General features: G+C 71.9%; 17 protein-coding genes. 7 read left to right on the top strand and 10 right to left on the bottom strand.

What is annotated here, in order from left to right; genetic code table 11:
- Nucleotides 1-111: 111 nt before the first annotated feature.
- Together SCATT_RS23655 and SCATT_RS23650 are read left to right on the top strand one after the other, a co-directional pair.
- Nucleotides 112-798: a hypothetical protein gene (locus tag SCATT_RS23655; protein WP_014145703.1), complete on the top strand. Its 687-nt coding sequence runs from the start codon at nt 112-114 to the stop codon at nt 796-798.
- Nucleotides 795-1,970 carry an MAB_1171c family putative transporter gene (locus SCATT_RS23650; RefSeq protein WP_014145702.1) on the top strand — a complete coding sequence of 392 codons (1,176 nt, stop codon included), beginning with the start codon at nt 795-797 and terminating at the stop codon, nt 1,968-1,970. The genes SCATT_RS23655 and SCATT_RS23650 overlap by 4 nt, the downstream gene beginning before the upstream one ends.
- Here SCATT_RS23650 and SCATT_RS23645 read toward each other — a convergent pair.
- The 6 genes from SCATT_RS23645 to SCATT_RS23620 all read right to left on the bottom strand — a co-directional run bounded on the left by SCATT_RS23645 (nt 1,951) and on the right by SCATT_RS23620 (nt 5,951).
- Complete coding sequence (locus SCATT_RS23645; RefSeq protein WP_014145701.1) at nt 1,951-2,736, bottom strand: DUF427 domain-containing protein; 786 nt, start codon at nt 2,734-2,736, stop codon at nt 1,951-1,953. The genes SCATT_RS23650 and SCATT_RS23645 overlap by 20 nt on opposite strands.
- A gap of 130 nt (nt 2,737-2,866) precedes the next feature.
- Nucleotides 2,867-3,523: an outer membrane protein assembly factor BamB family protein gene (locus SCATT_RS23640; protein WP_231905154.1), complete on the bottom strand. Its 657-nt coding sequence runs from the start codon at nt 3,521-3,523 to the stop codon at nt 2,867-2,869.
- Nucleotides 3,524-3,592: 69 nt separating this feature from the next.
- Nucleotides 3,593-3,892, bottom strand: coding sequence for a hypothetical protein (locus tag SCATT_RS23635; protein ID WP_014145699.1), 300 nt, complete (start codon nt 3,890-3,892; stop codon nt 3,593-3,595).
- 159 nt (nt 3,893-4,051) lie between these two features.
- On the bottom strand, nt 4,052-4,234 hold the full coding sequence (locus tag SCATT_RS40610) for a hypothetical protein (protein ID WP_041824954.1): 183 nt from the start codon (nt 4,232-4,234) through the stop codon (nt 4,052-4,054).
- Between the two features lie 355 nt (nt 4,235-4,589).
- Nucleotides 4,590-5,270: a class I SAM-dependent methyltransferase gene (locus tag SCATT_RS23625; RefSeq protein WP_014145697.1), complete on the bottom strand. Its 681-nt coding sequence runs from the start codon at nt 5,268-5,270 to the stop codon at nt 4,590-4,592.
- A 63-nt stretch (nt 5,271-5,333) separates the two neighbouring features.
- Nucleotides 5,334-5,951, bottom strand: coding sequence for a TetR-like C-terminal domain-containing protein (locus SCATT_RS23620; RefSeq protein ID WP_014145696.1), 618 nt, complete (start codon nt 5,949-5,951; stop codon nt 5,334-5,336).
- An 80-nt stretch (nt 5,952-6,031) separates the two neighbouring features.
- On the opposite strand from SCATT_RS23620, the gene SCATT_RS23615 reads away from it, so the two are divergent.
- From SCATT_RS23615 to SCATT_RS23605, 3 genes are all read left to right on the top strand, one after another.
- A complete protein-coding gene (locus SCATT_RS23615; protein ID WP_014145695.1) occupies nt 6,032-7,366 on the top strand; it encodes an alpha/beta fold hydrolase in 1,335 nt (444 codons plus the stop codon).
- A 139-nt stretch (nt 7,367-7,505) separates the two neighbouring features.
- Nucleotides 7,506-8,927, top strand: a complete 1,422-nt coding sequence (locus SCATT_RS23610) for an amidase (RefSeq protein ID WP_014145694.1) — start codon at nt 7,506-7,508, stop codon at nt 8,925-8,927.
- Between the two features lie 206 nt (nt 8,928-9,133).
- Nucleotides 9,134-10,609: an alpha/beta hydrolase gene (locus SCATT_RS23605; protein ID WP_014145693.1), complete on the top strand. Its 1,476-nt coding sequence runs from the start codon at nt 9,134-9,136 to the stop codon at nt 10,607-10,609.
- An 11-nt stretch (nt 10,610-10,620) separates the two neighbouring features.
- Here the strand turns inward: SCATT_RS23605 and SCATT_RS23600 are convergent, their stop codons facing one another.
- The 3 genes from SCATT_RS23600 to SCATT_RS23590 all read right to left on the bottom strand — a co-directional run bounded on the left by SCATT_RS23600 (nt 10,621) and on the right by SCATT_RS23590 (nt 13,664).
- The gene (locus SCATT_RS23600) at nt 10,621-11,976 is read right to left on the bottom strand and encodes an MFS transporter (protein ID WP_014145692.1); all 1,356 of its coding nucleotides are present in this window, start codon (nt 11,974-11,976) and stop codon (nt 10,621-10,623) included.
- The gene (locus SCATT_RS23595) at nt 11,973-12,980 is read right to left on the bottom strand and encodes a glycosyltransferase family protein (RefSeq protein WP_014145691.1); all 1,008 of its coding nucleotides are present in this window, start codon (nt 12,978-12,980) and stop codon (nt 11,973-11,975) included. Before SCATT_RS23595 ends, SCATT_RS23600 begins: the two co-directional genes overlap by 4 nt.
- A gap of 81 nt (nt 12,981-13,061) precedes the next feature.
- On the bottom strand, nt 13,062-13,664 hold the full coding sequence (locus SCATT_RS23590) for a GNAT family N-acetyltransferase (RefSeq protein WP_202447766.1): 603 nt from the start codon (nt 13,662-13,664) through the stop codon (nt 13,062-13,064).
- A gap of 464 nt (nt 13,665-14,128) precedes the next feature.
- Between SCATT_RS23590 and SCATT_RS23585 the strand changes: the two genes are divergently transcribed.
- The gene (locus SCATT_RS23585) at nt 14,129-14,500 is read left to right on the top strand and encodes a type IV secretion protein Rhs (RefSeq protein ID WP_231905152.1); all 372 of its coding nucleotides are present in this window, start codon (nt 14,129-14,131) and stop codon (nt 14,498-14,500) included.
- Nucleotides 14,424-14,846, top strand: a complete 423-nt coding sequence (locus SCATT_RS38680; RefSeq protein ID WP_014145688.1) for a hypothetical protein — start codon at nt 14,424-14,426, stop codon at nt 14,844-14,846. Before SCATT_RS23585 ends, SCATT_RS38680 begins: the two co-directional genes overlap by 77 nt.
- Nucleotides 14,847-14,899: 53 nt before the next feature.
- Here SCATT_RS38680 and SCATT_RS23575 read toward each other — a convergent pair whose 3' ends face one another.
- The gene (locus SCATT_RS23575; RefSeq protein WP_014626964.1) at nt 14,900-15,670 is read right to left on the bottom strand and encodes an IS5/IS1182 family transposase; all 771 of its coding nucleotides are present in this window, start codon (nt 15,668-15,670) and stop codon (nt 14,900-14,902) included.
- Between the last annotated feature and the right edge of the window lie 863 nt (nt 15,671-16,533).

Raw genomic sequence — 16,533 nt, 5'->3', positions numbered from 1 at the left:
GCGTTGCATATGCTGCTGCCGCGAGGCGAAAAGCGGTTGCACCGTTCCCCTGACGAACCAAGCCCTGGTCCCGTCTTCCCGGACGGTGCCTGAAATGCGGTGAGGTAGTCCATGAGGCGGTGGAGGCGCCCGCAGAGCCAGTGCGCGGCCGTCGCCGGCCAACTGGCCATCCCGCAGCCGTTCGAGCTCGACGCGTTCTGCCGGAACATCGCCGAACAGCGGGGCCGCCCGCTCCTCCTGCTGCCGCTCGACGGCCCGCCCGACCCCGATCTCCCGTGCGGCATCTGGATCGGCCTGGACGTCGCCGACCTGGTCTTCTACGAGGCCGGGGCGGCCGACATCCTCAAGGTCCACATCGTGCTGCACGAGATCTCCCACATGCTGCTGGGCCATGTGGCCCCCGAACTCGACGTCGCCGAGGACGCCACCGAGGAGGAGGTCGCCGCCGCCGAACGGCACTTCCAGCGCATCCTGGGCCGCACCCACAAGTCCGTCGCCGGTGCCGACCGGCCCGACCTGCCGGTCGCCGACATCCTGCGCGCCGAGGCCGCCCGGGTCCGCGCCACCGCCGCCGCAGCCAAACCGGTCGACGAGGAGATCGGCCTGTCGGCCACCCGCATCGCCGCCCTGCTCGGGCGCACCAAGTTCGCCAGCCGCCAGGAGCGGGAGGCGGAGACGCTGGCCACCTTGATCCTGGAGAAGGCCAGCCGCAACGAGGCCCGTTCGGCGTCCGGGCAGGCGCGTGACGTCCTGGCCCGCCTCAACGACGCCTTCGGGCATCCGGTGCGCCGCCGATGAGCACGGCCAAGATCGTCGTCCTGGTGATGCTGTGGGCGGTCACCTTCTGGCGGCTGCCGTCGGCGGTGCGGGTGGCGCGGCAGCGCGCGCTGTGGGTCGCGTTCGCCTGCATCTCCGCCGCCTCCACCCTCGGCGTGCCGGAGATCCAGCGCGTCACCGACCTCGACACCGGCGTGCACAACCTGGCCACGCTGGGCAAGAACCTGCTGGGGATCGCCGGTTCGGCGGCCATCTTGGACTTCGTCATCTCCATCGCCCGGCCCGCCGCGGTGCGCCGCAGCCGACCGCCGCTGCTGGCGTTCGCCGCGGTCGCCATGGCCGGGATGACGGTGCTGTTCGCCGCCACGCCCCGGGCCACCGAGGCGGACAACTTCTTCGACGCGAGCATCGGTTCGCTGCCCGGCACCGGATACTGCCTGGTCTTCCTGGGCTACCTGGGCGTGGCGATGTCGGTGGCGACCTGGCTGTTCTGGAGCTACGGCCGCCACGCCGGCGCGGGGTCGCTGCGGGTCGGGCTGCGGGTGCTGGGCACCGGTACGGCACTGGGCGCGCTCTACAGCCTCTTCCGCTCGGCGCACCTGGCGGTCCATCTGACCCGGCTGGCCTTCCCGTTGGACGACGTGACCGCCAACGCCGTCGCGGACGTCGTCGAGTACAGCGCCATCACCCTGATCATCGTCGGCAACTCGATCCCCGCGGTGGGCGTGCTGCTGCGTTCGCTGCGCGACCGGCGGTCGCTGCGCCGGCTGCGTCCGCTGTGGTCCTCGCTGACCGAGGCCGTCCCCGACGTCGTGCTGGACGCCCCGGTCAGCCGCGGCCCGCGGATCCGGCTGCACCGGCGGGTCATCGAGATCCGCGACGCCGCCCTGGTCCTGGCCGCCTACGGCGGTCAGGAGGTACGCGACCGTGCCCGCCGGGCCGCCGAGCGCGCCGACCTGCCCGCCGCACAACGCGCGGCGCTGGCCGAGGCGTTGTGGCTGCGGACCGCCCGTGCCGCCAAGCTGACGGGGGCCGCGCCCGTCACCGCCCCGGCCGCCGCCGCCCAACCGCCCTCCCCCGAGCTGGACTTCGACTTCCCCACCGAGGTGCGGCGGCTGCGCGAACTCGCCGCGGTCTACCACTCCCCCGTCGCCGACGCGCTGGCCGCCTCGCTCACCCTGGAGGACGCCTGACCGGCTCCGGACGCGGGACCCGGTGGCCGTCGAGGTCGATGTCGACGTGTTCGTTGTAGAAGGCGACCAGTCCGGCGACGGGGGACAGCTGCCGGGTGGGGAAGTCGTAGGACCAGGCGAGGTCGGGGTAGGTGCCCCGGTCGGTGGTGACCGACCAGTAGCCGGTGGTGCGTCCCTTGTACGGGCAGTTGGTGACGGTCGCGGTGGGGTGCAGGCGGGTCCAGTCGAGGTGGACCCGGTCGAGGTAGTAGCGGGTCGGCAGGCCGGTCTCGAAGACCATCACCGACGACGGCGCGTCGGCGAGCACCACCCCGTCGAGCGTCACGCGGACCGGGCGCCCCGACCGCAGCGCGTCGACCCGGGTGTACGGGCTCCTGGGGTGGACGAAGACCTCCTCGTCCTCCTCGAACCACGCGTCCACGGCCTCCCAGCGGAAGGTGACGTGACCGGTGACGCCGGACGGCGCGTCGTCGCCCCACCGCCAGGCCGCGCCGGGGCGGGACAGCGCGCCCAGCCGGAGCGTGTGGCGGCGGCCCTGCCCGACCTCCAGGTTGTCGTCGCGCCCCTCGTCGGCGAGGGCCCCGTCGGCGACGTCCTCGTACGGCACGCAGTACTGCGGATAGCCGGGCCACAGCCACACGTACCGCGCCCGCACGGTGTCGAACACCGGCCGGCCGGCCACGAAGCCGCGGATCCGGCGGGGCACCGGCTCGACGTGCCCGACCGGCACGATCATGCCCGGGTGGCCGGAGGGGATCGGCTCCATCACTTCCTGCCTCTCACGACGACGGTCGGAACGGACCGCGGGCCCGCCCCTCCAGCCAATCACCGGCGCGCCCGTGCGTCACCTCGTACGCGTCCGGCGCCTTGCCAGGCACCGCGCCGGACGCCGCTCCTCACCGGGCGGACCCTGACCGGCGCGGCACCAGAACACCGGCAGCGCCGGCAGCCGGTCGTCGCACATCACGAACACCCGGTTGCCGTCGCCGGTCAGCCAGTGGCGGTCGCCCTCGGGGAGGCGGTAGGTCCAGATCGGCAGGCCGTCGGCGGCGTCGGCGGTGTCGAGGTCGGTCGCGCTCTTGACGGCGTCGTCCAGCGCCCACGGCGCCGCCGGGGGCGTGGGAGGCCCAGAGTTCCTGCCCGGTGGCGGCCTTCAGCTTCCACGGCCACGCGCCGAAGGCGGCGAGGACGGTCGGCGGGCCGCAGCTCACCGGCTGGTGGTAGGCCGCGTCCTCGCCGTGGGCCGTCCACAGCTCCTTGCCGTCAGCGGCCCGGCGGACGGTGAGCGAGGTGCCGCTGACGTACACCGTGCCGCCGTCGACGGTGGGGCGGACGAGGCTGTCGGACTGGTGCGGCAGCGTCCACACGGTCCGTCCGTCGGCGGTGTCGAACGCGGCGACGGCGCCCTTCCGGGTGCTGACCACCAGGCGTCCCGGGGCCGTGGCGCCGACCGGGCCGGGGTCGGTGTGGACGCCGACGGGGGTGCGGACGGTCCAGCGGACCCTGGCGTCGGCGCGGCCGATGGCGCGTACCGCCCCGTCCTTGGTCACCACGTAGACCGGGCGCCTTCCGGACTGCGGGCGATCGACCTGCCCGTGCACCGACCGGCCCATCCCGCGCGATCACCCCGTACGGCTCTTGGCCTGGGCGATCCGGGCCGTCACATCGGCGGCCCATCGGCTGTCGGGGCCGATGTGGTGGTGGCCGGAAGGGTCCTGGTAGCCGTTGTAGTAGGCGTTGACCTGGGCTTTGAGCTGGTCGAGGTTGCGCGGTTCGGAGCCGGCGCGGTGGTGGCCGGCGGGTGGCTGCGACCCACCGGCCGCCGTGGCGACACCGGCTCCGGCGAGTACCGCGGTCACCACCGCGGCCAGCGCGGCCCTCGCTGTCGCCGAAGTCGCCGATTTCAGGCGTGCTTTCACCATGGTCCGTCGTCCTTCGTGTGGTGAGGTGGTCACGGGGGGCGGGCGCTACATATGGAAGGAGTCCTCCTCCGACCCGACGTACGACAAGGACTACTACGACCACCCCGGCGTCGCCGTGGTCGCCGGCAGCGGTGACTGGGACTACTCCTGGGGCGTCGGCTACCCCTCCAGCTCCCCGTACGTCACCTCGGTCGGCGGCACCTCACTGGTCCGGGCGTCCAACTCCCGTGGCTGGAACGAGGTCGTCTGGAACACCAAGCCGGGCGAGGGCACCGGTTCCGGCTGCTCGGCGTACGAGCCGAAGCCGTCCTGGCAGAAGGACACCGGCTGCGCCAAGCGCATCGCGGCCGATGTCTCCGCGTCGGCCGACCCGGGCCACGGCGAGGCCGTCTACGACAGCTACCAGGAGAAGGGCTGGGGCGTCTACGGCGGCACCAGCGCCGCCACGCCGATCGTCGCCGGGGTCTACGCGGACGCCGGTGCCCCCGCCGCCGGCTCCAACCCCGCGTCCTACCCCTACGCCCACGCCGGTTCCCTCAACGACGTGACCCAGGGGAACAACGGAAGCTGCAAACCGGCGTACTTCTGCACCGCCGGACCCGGCTACGACACCCCGACCGGCCTCAGCACCTCGAACGGCACGGCGGTGTCCCGTCCCCGCCCGGCCCGGCCCGGACGGCACGACGCACCCGACCGGTCAGGCCGCGCGGACCGCCCGTACCCAGGTCCGGTCGTCGGTGAGGTAGGCGTCGACCCTCAGCCCGGTCTCGGCGAGCGCGGCCTCGAACTGGGGCCGGGTCAGCGGACGGGCGAGGAAGGTCTGGGTCCAGGTGGCGTCGGGGAACTCGTATACGGCGTGGACCGAGTTGACGCCGTCGCCGACCGGTTCGGCCGAGACGACACGGAAGGTGTAGCCGTGCGGGTCGACGCGTTCCCGTGGCACGTCGGTGTGCCAGCCCTCGCCCTCACGCTGGATCAGCACGCAGCCGTCCGGCGCGAGGTGGCCGACGCAGGTACGCAGCAGCGCCCGGCGCACCTCGACGTCCCCGGCGTGCACCAGGCAGGAGGCGAGCAGCACCACGTCGAACGTCTCGCCGAGGTCGAGCCCCTCGATGGGGGCGCACACCGTACGCGCTCCGCGGACGCGGTCGAGCATCTCCGGGGACTCGTCCACCACGGTCACCGTGAACCCGCGCGCTACGAGCGGGTGGGTCATCCGGCCCACCCCGCAGCCCAGTTCGAGTATGCGCGAGCCGGGCGGCACGGCTGCGGCGATGACGTCCGGCTCACCCCTGACCGGCAACCGTGAGTACAGCTCGACCGCGCAGCCGTCCCGGGTGATCGCCCCCGGGCCCGTTCCCCGGTGCCCCGCTCGCATCTTCAGCTCCACACCTGTCCAACGGGCGGCGTCCCCCCGTCGTTCCCGCCCGTCCGCCGGGGCTCACCGGACGGGGTCCGCCTCCCGCAGCCCGCGGAAGACCGCCGGTGTCGCCCAGCCGCGCAGCGTGGCGTGGACCGTCGTACGGAACGTGGCCTCGGCCATGGCGGCGTCGAGGGCACCGGCCAGTTCGAGGGTCACCAGGCCGTGCAGGGTCACCCAGACCGACAGGGCGATCGAGGTGACGTCACCGGCGAGGACGGAGGCGGCCAGGGCGCGGTCGATGGCGTCGAGCAGCGGCCGGACGGGATCGGCGGCACCCACCGCGCCCGACGGGTCGAACGACTGCACCCCGCCGAACAACACCGTGTACAGGTGGCTGTGTTCACCGGCCCAGCGCCGGTACGCGACGGCGAGCGCGTAGAGGTCGGCGAGCGGGTCGTCGCCGGCCGGCACCGCCGACAGGTCATGGAAGAGCCCCGCGACCGCCCTGCCGCGCACCTCCGCGATGAGCCCGTCCTTGCCGCCGAAGAGCGAGTACACCGCGGTCGTCGACGCCCCGGCGGCGGCGGCCAGGGCACGGACCGTGACCGACTCCCTCGGCCGGGTGGCGAGCATCTCGGTCGCGCACACCACCAGGCGCTCCTTGACGGTGTCGTCGTTGGTCCTCGGCCTTCCCATGGGGCCAGCCTACGCAGCGCACTGATAACATCGTTCTGAAACAGTGTTCTGAAACTCCCGCGACCGTCAAGGGGTCAGCCATGCCCGCGTTCGTCCCGCGTCCGTTCCGTACCGCCGGCCGTTTACTGGCGGCGCTCGCCGCCGTGGTGGCGGTGGCCGTCGTCTTCCTCGCGTCGATCGTGCTCACGGACGGGGCCGGCTCCGGGCTCGTGGCGTGGTCGGTGGCTCTCGGGGTCGCGGTGGTCGCGGCGTTGTGGCGGGGTCGGCGGCGGGCGGGGCGGGCGCGGTCGGCACCGCTGGTGCCGGTGGCCGTCGCCGCGGCGCTGACGCTGTCGGTCTGCGTGCCCACCGTGCCCACGGCCCGGCGGTTTCCGCCCGCCCTGCCGTTCGTGGCCACGCAGCACTGGAACCTGGCCACCGGCAGCCGGGTCGCGGTGTACCACTACCCGCCCTCGGGGACCGGCCCCCGGCACCCCGTCCCGCTGGTCTACCTCAACGGCGGCCCGGTACGCGGCATTTCACTGCTCGACCACCGGTTCCTGCGGCTGCTGGCGGCGGCGGGGTACGACGTGTACACCTACGAGCAGGCCGGCGGCGGACGCAGCGACCTGCTCCCCATGGAGCGGTACACGATCTCCCGATCGGTCCGCGACCTCGCCGCCTTCGTCGACCGCCTGGGCGAGGGCCGGGCCGACGTCCTCGGCTTCTCGTCCGGCGCGGTCGTCCTCACCCGCGCCCTCGCCGATCCGGACGCCGCCGCGCGACTGCACCGGGCGGTCATCGCCGAACCCGGCCCCATGGACGGCCCGACCGCGCGGCTCACCGGCCACCTGGGCCGGCCGTCCGCACGCGGCCTCGCCCCCGCGCCGGCCGGCCCCCGTTCGACCACCACCCCGCGCTACGCCGTCGGACTCGGCCTGATGCGACTCGGGCTCCTCACCCCCGACACCGGACTGATCGGCCAGGCCGAGGGCGACAACGCGTTCACCGCCACCGACCTCGGCAGCGACACCGCCTCCGACTACTGCGCACGCGACGCCCACCGCATCCCGGTCGAAGACACCCCGCGCAACTTCTCCTTCAGCCCCGCCGCCAGCCTCCGCGTCCAGCGAACGGTCCAGGACTCCCCCTCCATCGCCCCCCGGCTGGGGCGCTCCCGGGTCCCCGCCATGCTGATGCTCGCCGAGTGCTCCTCCCAGGTGCGCCGCTGGGAGACCGCCGTCCTCGCCGCCGACCCCGCCATCCGGCGCACCCAGTACCTCCCCGGCGTCGGACACCACATGTGGAACGGCCTCGACCACAACGACCAACGCGCCCTCGCCGTCGTCACCGCCTTCCTCCAGGACCGCCCCGCCCCCCTGCCCGACTACCCGACCCGGCACGACATCGCCGCCTTCCTCGACGCGGGAAGGTGAGGTTGGCGGGGGTGGTCCGGTGCGGTGTGGTGATGGGCCAGCGCGGGAGAACCCCGTGCCACCCCGACCACGATGGTTTACCTATACAACGACACCGTGCAGGATGGTGGTCCACGGGGGCCTTCAGGAGGTGGGTGTGATGGGCGGGGACGAACTGTGCCGGCTGGACGCGACCGCGTTGGCCGGGCTGATCGGCACGCGGCAGGTGTCCGCGGTGGAGGTGACGCGGGCACACCTGGAACGGATCGAGAGGGTCGACCCGGAACTCAACGCGGTGGTGGCCGTACTCGCCGAGCAGGGGCTCGCGGCGGCGCGGGACGCGGACGCCGCCGTGGCGGCCGGAGAGCCGGTCGGGCCGCTGCACGGCGTCCCGTTCACCGTCAAGGACTCACTGGACGTCGCGGGGGCCGCCACCACCCGGGGCTCGGCGCTCTTCCGGGACCGCGTCCCTGTGGCCGACGCGACATCGGTGGCGAGACTGCGGGCGGCCGGCGGGATACCGCTGGCCAAGACCAACCTCCCGGAGTTCTCCTACTGGACCGAGACCGACAACGCGCTCTTCGGCCTCACCCGCAACCCCTGGGACACCGAACGGACCCCCGGCGGGTCGAGCGGCGGCGAATCCGCGGCGATCGCCGCCGGGATGTCGCCCCTCGGCCTCGGCAGCGACGTGGCCATCTCGGTGCGCGGCCCCGCCCACCACACCGGGATCACCGCCCTGAAGGCAACCCGCGGACGGATCCCCGTCACCGGCCACTGGCCCGAAGTCCCCAGCCGCTACTGGCACGTCGGACCGATGGCCCGCAGCGTCCGGGACATCGCCACAGCCCTCACGGTGCTCTCCGGCCCGGACGGCGTCGACGGCCACGTACACCACGCACCGCCGCTCGACGCCACCGCCGACGGCCCCGCGTCGCTCGCCGGACTGCGGGTGGGCTGGGCCTGCGCCCCCGCGTTCGGCCCGGTCGACCCGGAGGTGGCCGCCGCCGTCACGTCCGCCGCCGAGGCGCTGCGGGAGCTGGGCTGCGCCGTCGAACCGGCACCGCTCGACGCGCTGGAGGCCGTCGACGCCACGGAGTTGAGCGCCGTGCTGTTCACCGCGGAGGTCGTCCCCTACTTCCAACGGGTCACCGCCGGCCGCGAATCCGAACTGCACCGGGTGATCCGCCGTACCCTCGACGCCCCGCGGGTGCCGATGGCCGACTACCTCGACGCACAGCACCGGGTCGACTCGCTCAGCTCCCTCTTCGCCGGATACTTCGAGCGGTACGACGCCCTGCTGTGCCCCGTCTGCCCGATCCCCGCCCCGCCGTTCGCCCGCTCCTCGTTCGAGGTCGACGGGGTGACCGTACCCGCGCGCGGCATCATGCGCGCCACCGTTCCCTTCAACCTCACCGGCCTGCCCGCCCTCTCCCTGCCCTTCCACGCCACCGCCACCGGCCTGCCCATCGGCGTCCAGCTCGTCTCCCGCTGGTACGACGAGCCCACCGTGCTCCGCCTCGGCGCCGCCCTCGAATCGGTCAGCCCGGTCCGCGACCGGCGCCCGGGGCTCGCCGGCTGACGCCGGCGGAACGGGACGGACGGCCCGGCGCGCGTCCTCCCCCGTACGGGGGAAGGCGAACCCGTCAACGGGGGACGCGGGCGGGCCCGTTCCAGGCCACAGTGGCTGAACGGCAAGGCTCCGGTGGCCGACCGGCCACCCGGGCGTCACGCGAGGCACCCGGACGCCACCGCCGACCGCCGATCCCCCGAAGCCTGGAGGCAACGATGAAGCACCAACTGGCCGCGCTGCTCGGCGCGTTGACACTCGGCGCGACATGCCTCACCGCCGCAGGCCCCGCGTCGGCGACGGCACTTTCCTGGCAGCCGTGCGCCCAACCCGGCGGCCCCGACGCCCAGCAGTGCGCCGACCTCTCCGTCCCCGTCGACCATCGGAATCCGCACGGCGCCCGTCTCACGTTGCGCGTCAGCCGCCTGGTCGGCGACGGTCCGGCCGCCCGGCGCGGCACCCTGCTGGTCGTTCCCGGCGGCCCGGGCGGCTCGGGTGTCGAATCGCTCGCCCACAACGGGCCCAAGCTGCGCGAGGCGCTGCACGGCGCCTACGACCTGGTCAGTTTCGACCCGCGCGGCACCGGTGCCTCCACCGCGGCCGGCTGCGGGCTGAGCGCCGCCGACCGGGACGTGATGAACCTCCGCGACTGGCCCGGCCCCGGCGGCGACATCCGCGACAGCGTCGCCCGCTCGCGGCGCATCGCCGACGCCTGCGCCCGCAACGGCGGTGCCGTCGTGCGCGGTTACTCCACCGCGAACGAGGTGCGCGACATCGAACTCCTCCGCCAGGCCCTCGGGACCGCGAAGCTGTCGATGTACGGGGTGTCGTACGGCACGTACGTGACCGCCGTCTACGCGCAGGAGCACCCCGGACGCACCGACCGGGTGGTGCTCGACAGCACCGACGACCCCGATCCGGCGCGGGTGGGACGCGCCTGGACCGCCAACACGGCAGCCGCCGCCGACGAGCGGTTCCCCGACTTCGCCCGCTGGGCCGCCGATCCCGCGCGCGACCGCGACGGGCTGCGCCTCGCCCGGCACGCCGCCGACGTCAGGCCGCAGGTGCTCGCCCTCGCCGACCGGCTGGACCGGACGCCCCGGGCGACCACCACCGCGCACCGGCCGTTCACCGGCAACGTCCTGCGCCAGGCCGTCCAGCAGGCACTCTTCAGCGATGTGAACTTCCCCTGGCTGGCCCGGCTGGTCAAGTCGGTGGAAGACCCCCGCACCACACCCGCCCTGCCCGCCGGATACACCACACCGATGCCGGACCGGGACGCCTCCGTGTTCACCGCGACGCTCTGCAACGACGTGCGCTGGCCCCGTGACGTCCGCGGCTATGCCCGCGCCGTGGCGGCCGACCGCGTCCGTCATCCCCTCACCGCCGGGCAGCCGGCGAACATCACCCCCTGTGCGTTCTGGCACACCGCTCCGGCGGACGAGCCGGTCCGCATCACCTCGCACGGGCCCTCCGACATCCTCATGCTCCAGAACCTCCGGGACCCGGCCACGCCCTACTTCGGCGCCCTGCGCATGCGGGCCGCCCTCGGCGACCGGGCCCGCCTGGTCACCGTCGACCGTGGCGGACACGGTTCCTACCTCGCCAACGGCAACGCCTGCGGAGACCGGGCGGTGACCGAGTTCCTCCTGACCGGACACCGCCCGGCGGCCGATACGCGCTGCCCCGCGTAGCGGGCCCGGGGTCAGGTATCCGCCGCCATGTGGCGCGGGGTGCGCCGGTGGCGGCCCTCGGGCTCCGGCGCGAGGGCGAAGCTGACCCGCGGAACGCGCCGCGCGACCAGCGACACCGACATGGCGCGGAACGCGGTCATCACCACGACGACCACCGCGACGAGCAGCGTCACCGCCGCCCCGCCCAACGCGATCGCCGGACGGGGCCCCAGCGTCCGCGCCAGCCACGTCGCGATCAGCGTGCCGAGGAACCACCCCGTCCGGTAGACGAGTTGGAACACCGCCATCACCCGGCCCCGGAACTCCGGCAGTGTCTGCAACTGCGCCAGACTGAGCAGTCCCGCCCGCAGAACCAGGGAAACCACCCCGACCGGCAGCAGCACCACACCGAGGGTGGGCAGCGACGGCATGGCGGCGGTGACGAGTTCCAGGACCCCCAGCAGCAGACTGCTCCCCAGCACCGTGGACAACACCACCTTGGTACGCCACGTCAGCAAGGCCCCGATGAGGGAACCGACGGAGACCACGGCGAGCAGGATGCCGTACGCCCCGGCCCGCGCCGCGAGTTCGCCGGAACACAGCAGAAGCAGCAGCGACGGAAGACTCGTGCCGAACAGGCCGACGATGCCGATGACCAGCAGCAGCAACGTGAGACCGGGGCTGTGCCGCACGTACCCCCACGCGCCCCGCACCCGGGGGCGCCTGCCGGGCTGCCGGGGGCGGGCGTGGAGCTGCGCCGGGCGGACGAGCAGCAGTGCCGTGAGCATCACCAGGTAGGACCCGGCGTTGAGCAGGACGACCCCGCCCAGGCCCACCGCCCCCATCAGCGGTCCCGCCACGCTGGAGCCGACCACCAACGACAGGTTGAGGACGACGTTGTTGAGCGTGACCGCCTTCTTCAGCAGGGCGTCCCCCGCGACCTCCGAGACGAAGACCTGCTCCGTCGGCAGACCGATCGCGTTGACACCGCCGACACACAGCGCGCTGACCACCAGATGCCACACCCGAAGTGAGCCGCTGTGCGCCAGCAGACCGAGGAGCAGGGTCAGCACGGCGAGCAGCGAGTGGGTGCACAGCAGCACCCGGCGCGGCGGAAAGCGGTCGGCGACCACCCCGCCCGCCTGGCTGAGCAGCAGCATGGTGAGGATCGGCGCCGCGCTGACGACACCGAGCACGAGTGCGTCGTGGCTGAGTTGGTACGTGAACCAACCCAGCGCCACGAGTTGCGTGTTGGTGCCGACCTGGGAGAAGACCAGCCCGGCGTAGTACAGCCGTGGGTTGCGGGACGCGAAGAGCCGAGGTGGTCGCGCGTCGGGGGGCGTGTCGGTCGTCCCGTGCGCTGTCGGAGCGGCGGTGCCGTCCGTCATCCGGCGGCCCGCGCGTACAGGTCGGAGACGGTCTCCATGAAGGCATCGGCCGACAGCCGCTCCTCCGCCAGCGCCCGCACGACGTGCCGGTCACCGGCCAGTGCCTCGCGGATGTCGGTCATGACGAGGGAGGGGTCCCGGTCGCTGCCGACGCCGGTGAGGTTGTACCGCATGAGGTCGCCGATGTTGTCGGCCGTGATGGGTCCGGCGTAGCGGTGGCCCGCGCACAGCGTCGGTATCCCCGTCGCCATGGCCTCCATCGCGCCGCGCCCGAGCGAGATGACCACGTCCATCTCCCCGAGCAGGTTGGGTATCGACTGGCACGGCACGTGGTTGATGAGGACGATCTCGCTGCCGAAGCGGTCGCTGAAGTCCCAGAACCCCGGGCCGTCACCGGCCACGTACACCAGGAACTCCTCGCGGTCGATGTTCTCCACGATCCGGCCGAGCAGTGCCTCGCGTCCGGAGTCCAGCCGGCAGTAGAGCAGGACCCGCGGTCGCGCCGGGCGGCCCTTGTCGAGGACGGCGGGGAAACGCTCCAGGTCGACGCCCTGGTGGACGAGGACCGCCTGTTCCGCGGGGAGATACTCGCGTTGCAGCGCCAGCGCGTTCTCCGTCATGCACAGGAACCGTTCACAGCGCGAGACGAGGTAGTCGGACGAGCGACGCCCCGCGTGATGGACGATCCTGAACGCCGGTACGTGCGCGTCGAAACCCATCAGCATCTCGTCGTGCACCTCGTCGACCAGGATCAGATCAGTCTTGGCCGACGGATCGGCCTCCTCCGTCAGGGTGACACCGTCCATGCCCCGGAACGTCGAGGTCAGGGCGAACGCCGACAGCGCGTCGACGACGAGCCGTACGGTGTGCCCCGCCCTGCTCATCGTCGCGACCAGGTCGAGGACGAAGCTTTGCTGGCCGTAGGTGTGGTAGCGCCCGCGCTGGCCGTACTTCCCGTCGTAGATGGCGTTGCTGCTGGTGGCGAGCAGATAGGTGATGTGCACGCTTCCTCGTCAAATCGCTGAGTGGGGGGGGCGGGGCGTGGACGCCACCCCGGGACGGCTCCCGTACCCGGGGTGGCCGGGTCAGATGCCCTTCGGGTACTGCTCGAAGCCGAAGCGCCGGTCGAACTCGGCCTGCCGGTCCTGGTCGAAGAAGCGCACCATCTTCACCATCGGTCCCCAGCGCTCGTCCAGGCTCATGCCCTCGATGCTGAAACCGTGCTTGAGCTGGAAAATCATCGCGGTGCGGTTGCTCGGGTGGTGCTCGGAGGTCACCCGCTCGTACCCCAGCGCCCGCAGGTACTCCAACAGCTTCGCGTAGCACAACGCCGCGATCCGCTGCGTCCGGTACTCCGGCAGCATCCCGCTGGTCCCCAGATAGAACGTGTCAGGGTCCGCCATCCGCCCCTTCAGCCACCCCATCAACTTCCCGTCGGCATCCTCGATCAGGATCCGCTCCTGGTGCAGACTCCGGTACTCGGCGACCAGCTCCTGCGACTTGGGCTGGTACGGATAGGCATCCCGGTCCGGAAAGACGGACGCGTAGATCTGCCCTACCGCCTCCCTGAACGTCGCCTCATCGACACACCTCCCGACCCCGCTCCCCGCCCCCGGAAGCCGCACGGGGAAGAAACGCCGACGTATGTCATCAATGGTCTCGAACGAGGGCACGGCCGGAGAAGACATCGCGTTCACGTGAGCTGGTCCTGTCGTCGTGGGCGGGTGACGACACTGTCACGGCGAGCGGAACGAAGATGCCGGCCAGCCGGCCTGACCGCCGCACCGGCGTCCGCCGTGACAGGTGCGTCCTGTGTGACCTACGACGCGCCCGGGCCGTAAGGGGTTCGCCGGAAAACGTCTGGAAGTTGTAACAGGCATGCATCACTGACGGTCACTCAGGAACGATTAACGCGGTGGACGTCCAGGAGCGGCTTGGTGTTCACTCTGTGGCTTCGTGCGACGTGTCGTGTCGATGGCCGGCGTCGGCAACTGCCGTGCGCGTGCATGTCGTTGCTGCCGAGTAAGGGCTCCTGGTGAGGACCGCGCATGGCTGGCAGGAAGGCCGTGAGGTTGGTACGCCGTACTGTCTCCCTGTTACCGCGGGGAGCATGGTTGGTGTGCGGCTGCAACAGGCCAACACTGACGGTGTCGTGACCGCTTTCGCTTACGACCCGGCCCACCGCCTGGTCCGCGCCACGAGCCCCGACACTGAGCTGGTGATCGACCGCGATCCACTGGGCCGGGTGCTCCTCGAAACGGTCGGCGGCCACAGTGTGGAGAGCCGTTACGACGCGGTCGGGCACCGGACGGAGCAGCGCCTGCCGTCAGGTGCGGCAAGCCGCTGGGAGTACGGCGCGGACGACCAGCCGACCGTCCTGCACATGACTGGACACACGCTCGCGTTCAGCTACCACCAAGCGGGGCGCGAGATCGGGTGCCAGGTCGGTGCGACGGACATCACCTCCCAGGAGTGGGACGCACTGCACCGAGTCGCCAGCCGGACCGTACGGCCAGGCCGGTAGGCGACCGCCGGCCACCACCGAGCCGACTTCGCCCACCGCGCCCGACGGGTTCCTCTCCGGCGTCCGCGACAGCGCCACCGGAACCGTCACGTACGACTTCGACGCGGGCGGCCGGATCACCGAGAAGCGGCACGGCGACCGCATGGAGCGGTACTCCTACGACACCTGCGAGAACACCACCGCTGCCGAATGGGCCGCGTCGGAGGTGGGCCTCACCGCCGACCGGCAGGGCGACCGCCACTACACCGGCACCCTGCTGCGCATGGCGGGACGCACCCGTTTCAGTACGACATGCAGGGCCGCGTCGTGCGGCGTGAGCGCAGAACGCTCTCCGGCTCCTCCCTAAGGGCTGTCCCGTAAATGATCTCTGACGGGTCTGGTGGCCTGCTGGTTTCTGCGTCACCCGGCAAGGACGAGGTTGTGCAGGCGGGCGATGCCGAGCATGGCGTGCTGGACGCCGTCGCCCTTCAGCCGGCAGTCGCGAAGGATCTTCCAGCCCTTCATCCGGGCGAAGACGTGCTCTACACGGGCGCGGACTTTGCGGTGGGAGGCGTTGTGCTCCTCCTTCCATTCCGGGAGTTCGGTCTGGCCCTTCTCGCGGCGGTGCGGGATGACCAGGCCGGTGCCCCGGTAGCCGCCATCTGCGATGACCGTGGTCTTGCCGACGGCGTCTTTCGCGCCGGACAGCTCCCACGCCTTGCAGTCGTTGCGGTTGCCTGCGACTGGTCGGCCGACCGCGACGACGAGCCGGGTGTCGGCGTCGATGACGACCTGGTGGTTGGTGGAGTACCGGTAGTTCTTGGACTGCTCGGCGATGGTGTGGTCACGGGTGGGAACGAGGGTGCCGTCCACGATGAGCACGGTGTCCTTGCGGAACCGCTTGCGCTGCTGGAGCGCGAGCGCGGGCCCGAGGTGGTCGATGATGCGGTCGGCCGCCGACTTGGACACCCCGAACAGCGGGGCCAGTTGACGCAGGGTCAGGTTCGTCCGCCAGTACGCGGCGATCAGGAGCACGCGGTCCTCCAGCGGCAGGCTCCATGGCCGACCCTTGCGCACCGGGTCCACACCCTCACGCCGGAGCGCGGTGATCAGCTTGCCGAACTGGCGCGGGCTCAGCCCAGTGAACGGGGCTATCCAGGAGGGCTCAGACGCCGTGATCACACCAGACACAGCAAGATCATCTCACCCGTGACCAGCAGTTACGGGACAGCCCTTAGACGAGTCCCATCGTTGCAGGTCACGAGCACTCTCCGCTTATTTGATCAAGCCTCGGACACTCCACCTCGTGAAAGCGCGAGGTTAGAGATCCTCCACGACTGCCGACCACACCATCACGGGTTCACACTACGGAGTCCAAACCGTCGCCCACACGCAAACACACCACCCGCCCAAACACGGCCTCCCACAACACACTTCAGCGCTACAGTGTCCGCCGCTCACCCCGTTGCTTATTTGCCATCAACCACCGAGGCAAGACCGCCTCATCCCACACACCACAGCATGCACAGCGACCAGCCCCCCACCACGCCAGCACTACCAATAGGCCGTCCAACGCCCCCGAAAGCAGCGCCCCACAGCGCGGAACCGCCGTCTACCGCCCGGCCGGCCCGGGAGTGCCCCGTCTGCGGGAAACGCCAAGGGGCTTTACCCGGTCTTGGACTCAGCCTCAGCACAACGCAAGGACTCCCGCGACCGGTTGAGCTGCGACTCTTCACAACCAAGCCGCAACCGGCCACCATTGCCCGGCCGTCCTATGACTACGCTCCCACCGACAACCAGCCCCTCGAACCCGTCAAGGGGCTCTTACGCCTCTCGACGCACCCAGCACCCACCCACATCAGGGTGACCGTTGACGCCAACAGTTGACGACCGCCAGCAACGGCTCGCAACGGCGCCCTACATCCACCAGAACGGACGACGGACAAACCGGACCCCGTTGACCACCACCGCACCAGGGAGCCCTCTGGGAGCACGAGCGCTCCCAGAGGGCTCCCACCACGCTCCCAGCCGGCGCCCCGCCGAAGCCGCCGACA

This window comes from Streptantibioticus cattleyicolor NRRL 8057 = DSM 46488, assembly GCF_000240165.1.
Lineage (GTDB): Bacteria > Actinomycetota > Actinomycetes > Streptomycetales > Streptomycetaceae > Streptantibioticus > Streptantibioticus cattleyicolor.
Note: the sequence above shows the minus strand (reverse complement) of the source record. Positions and strands in the feature narration are given on the sequence as shown.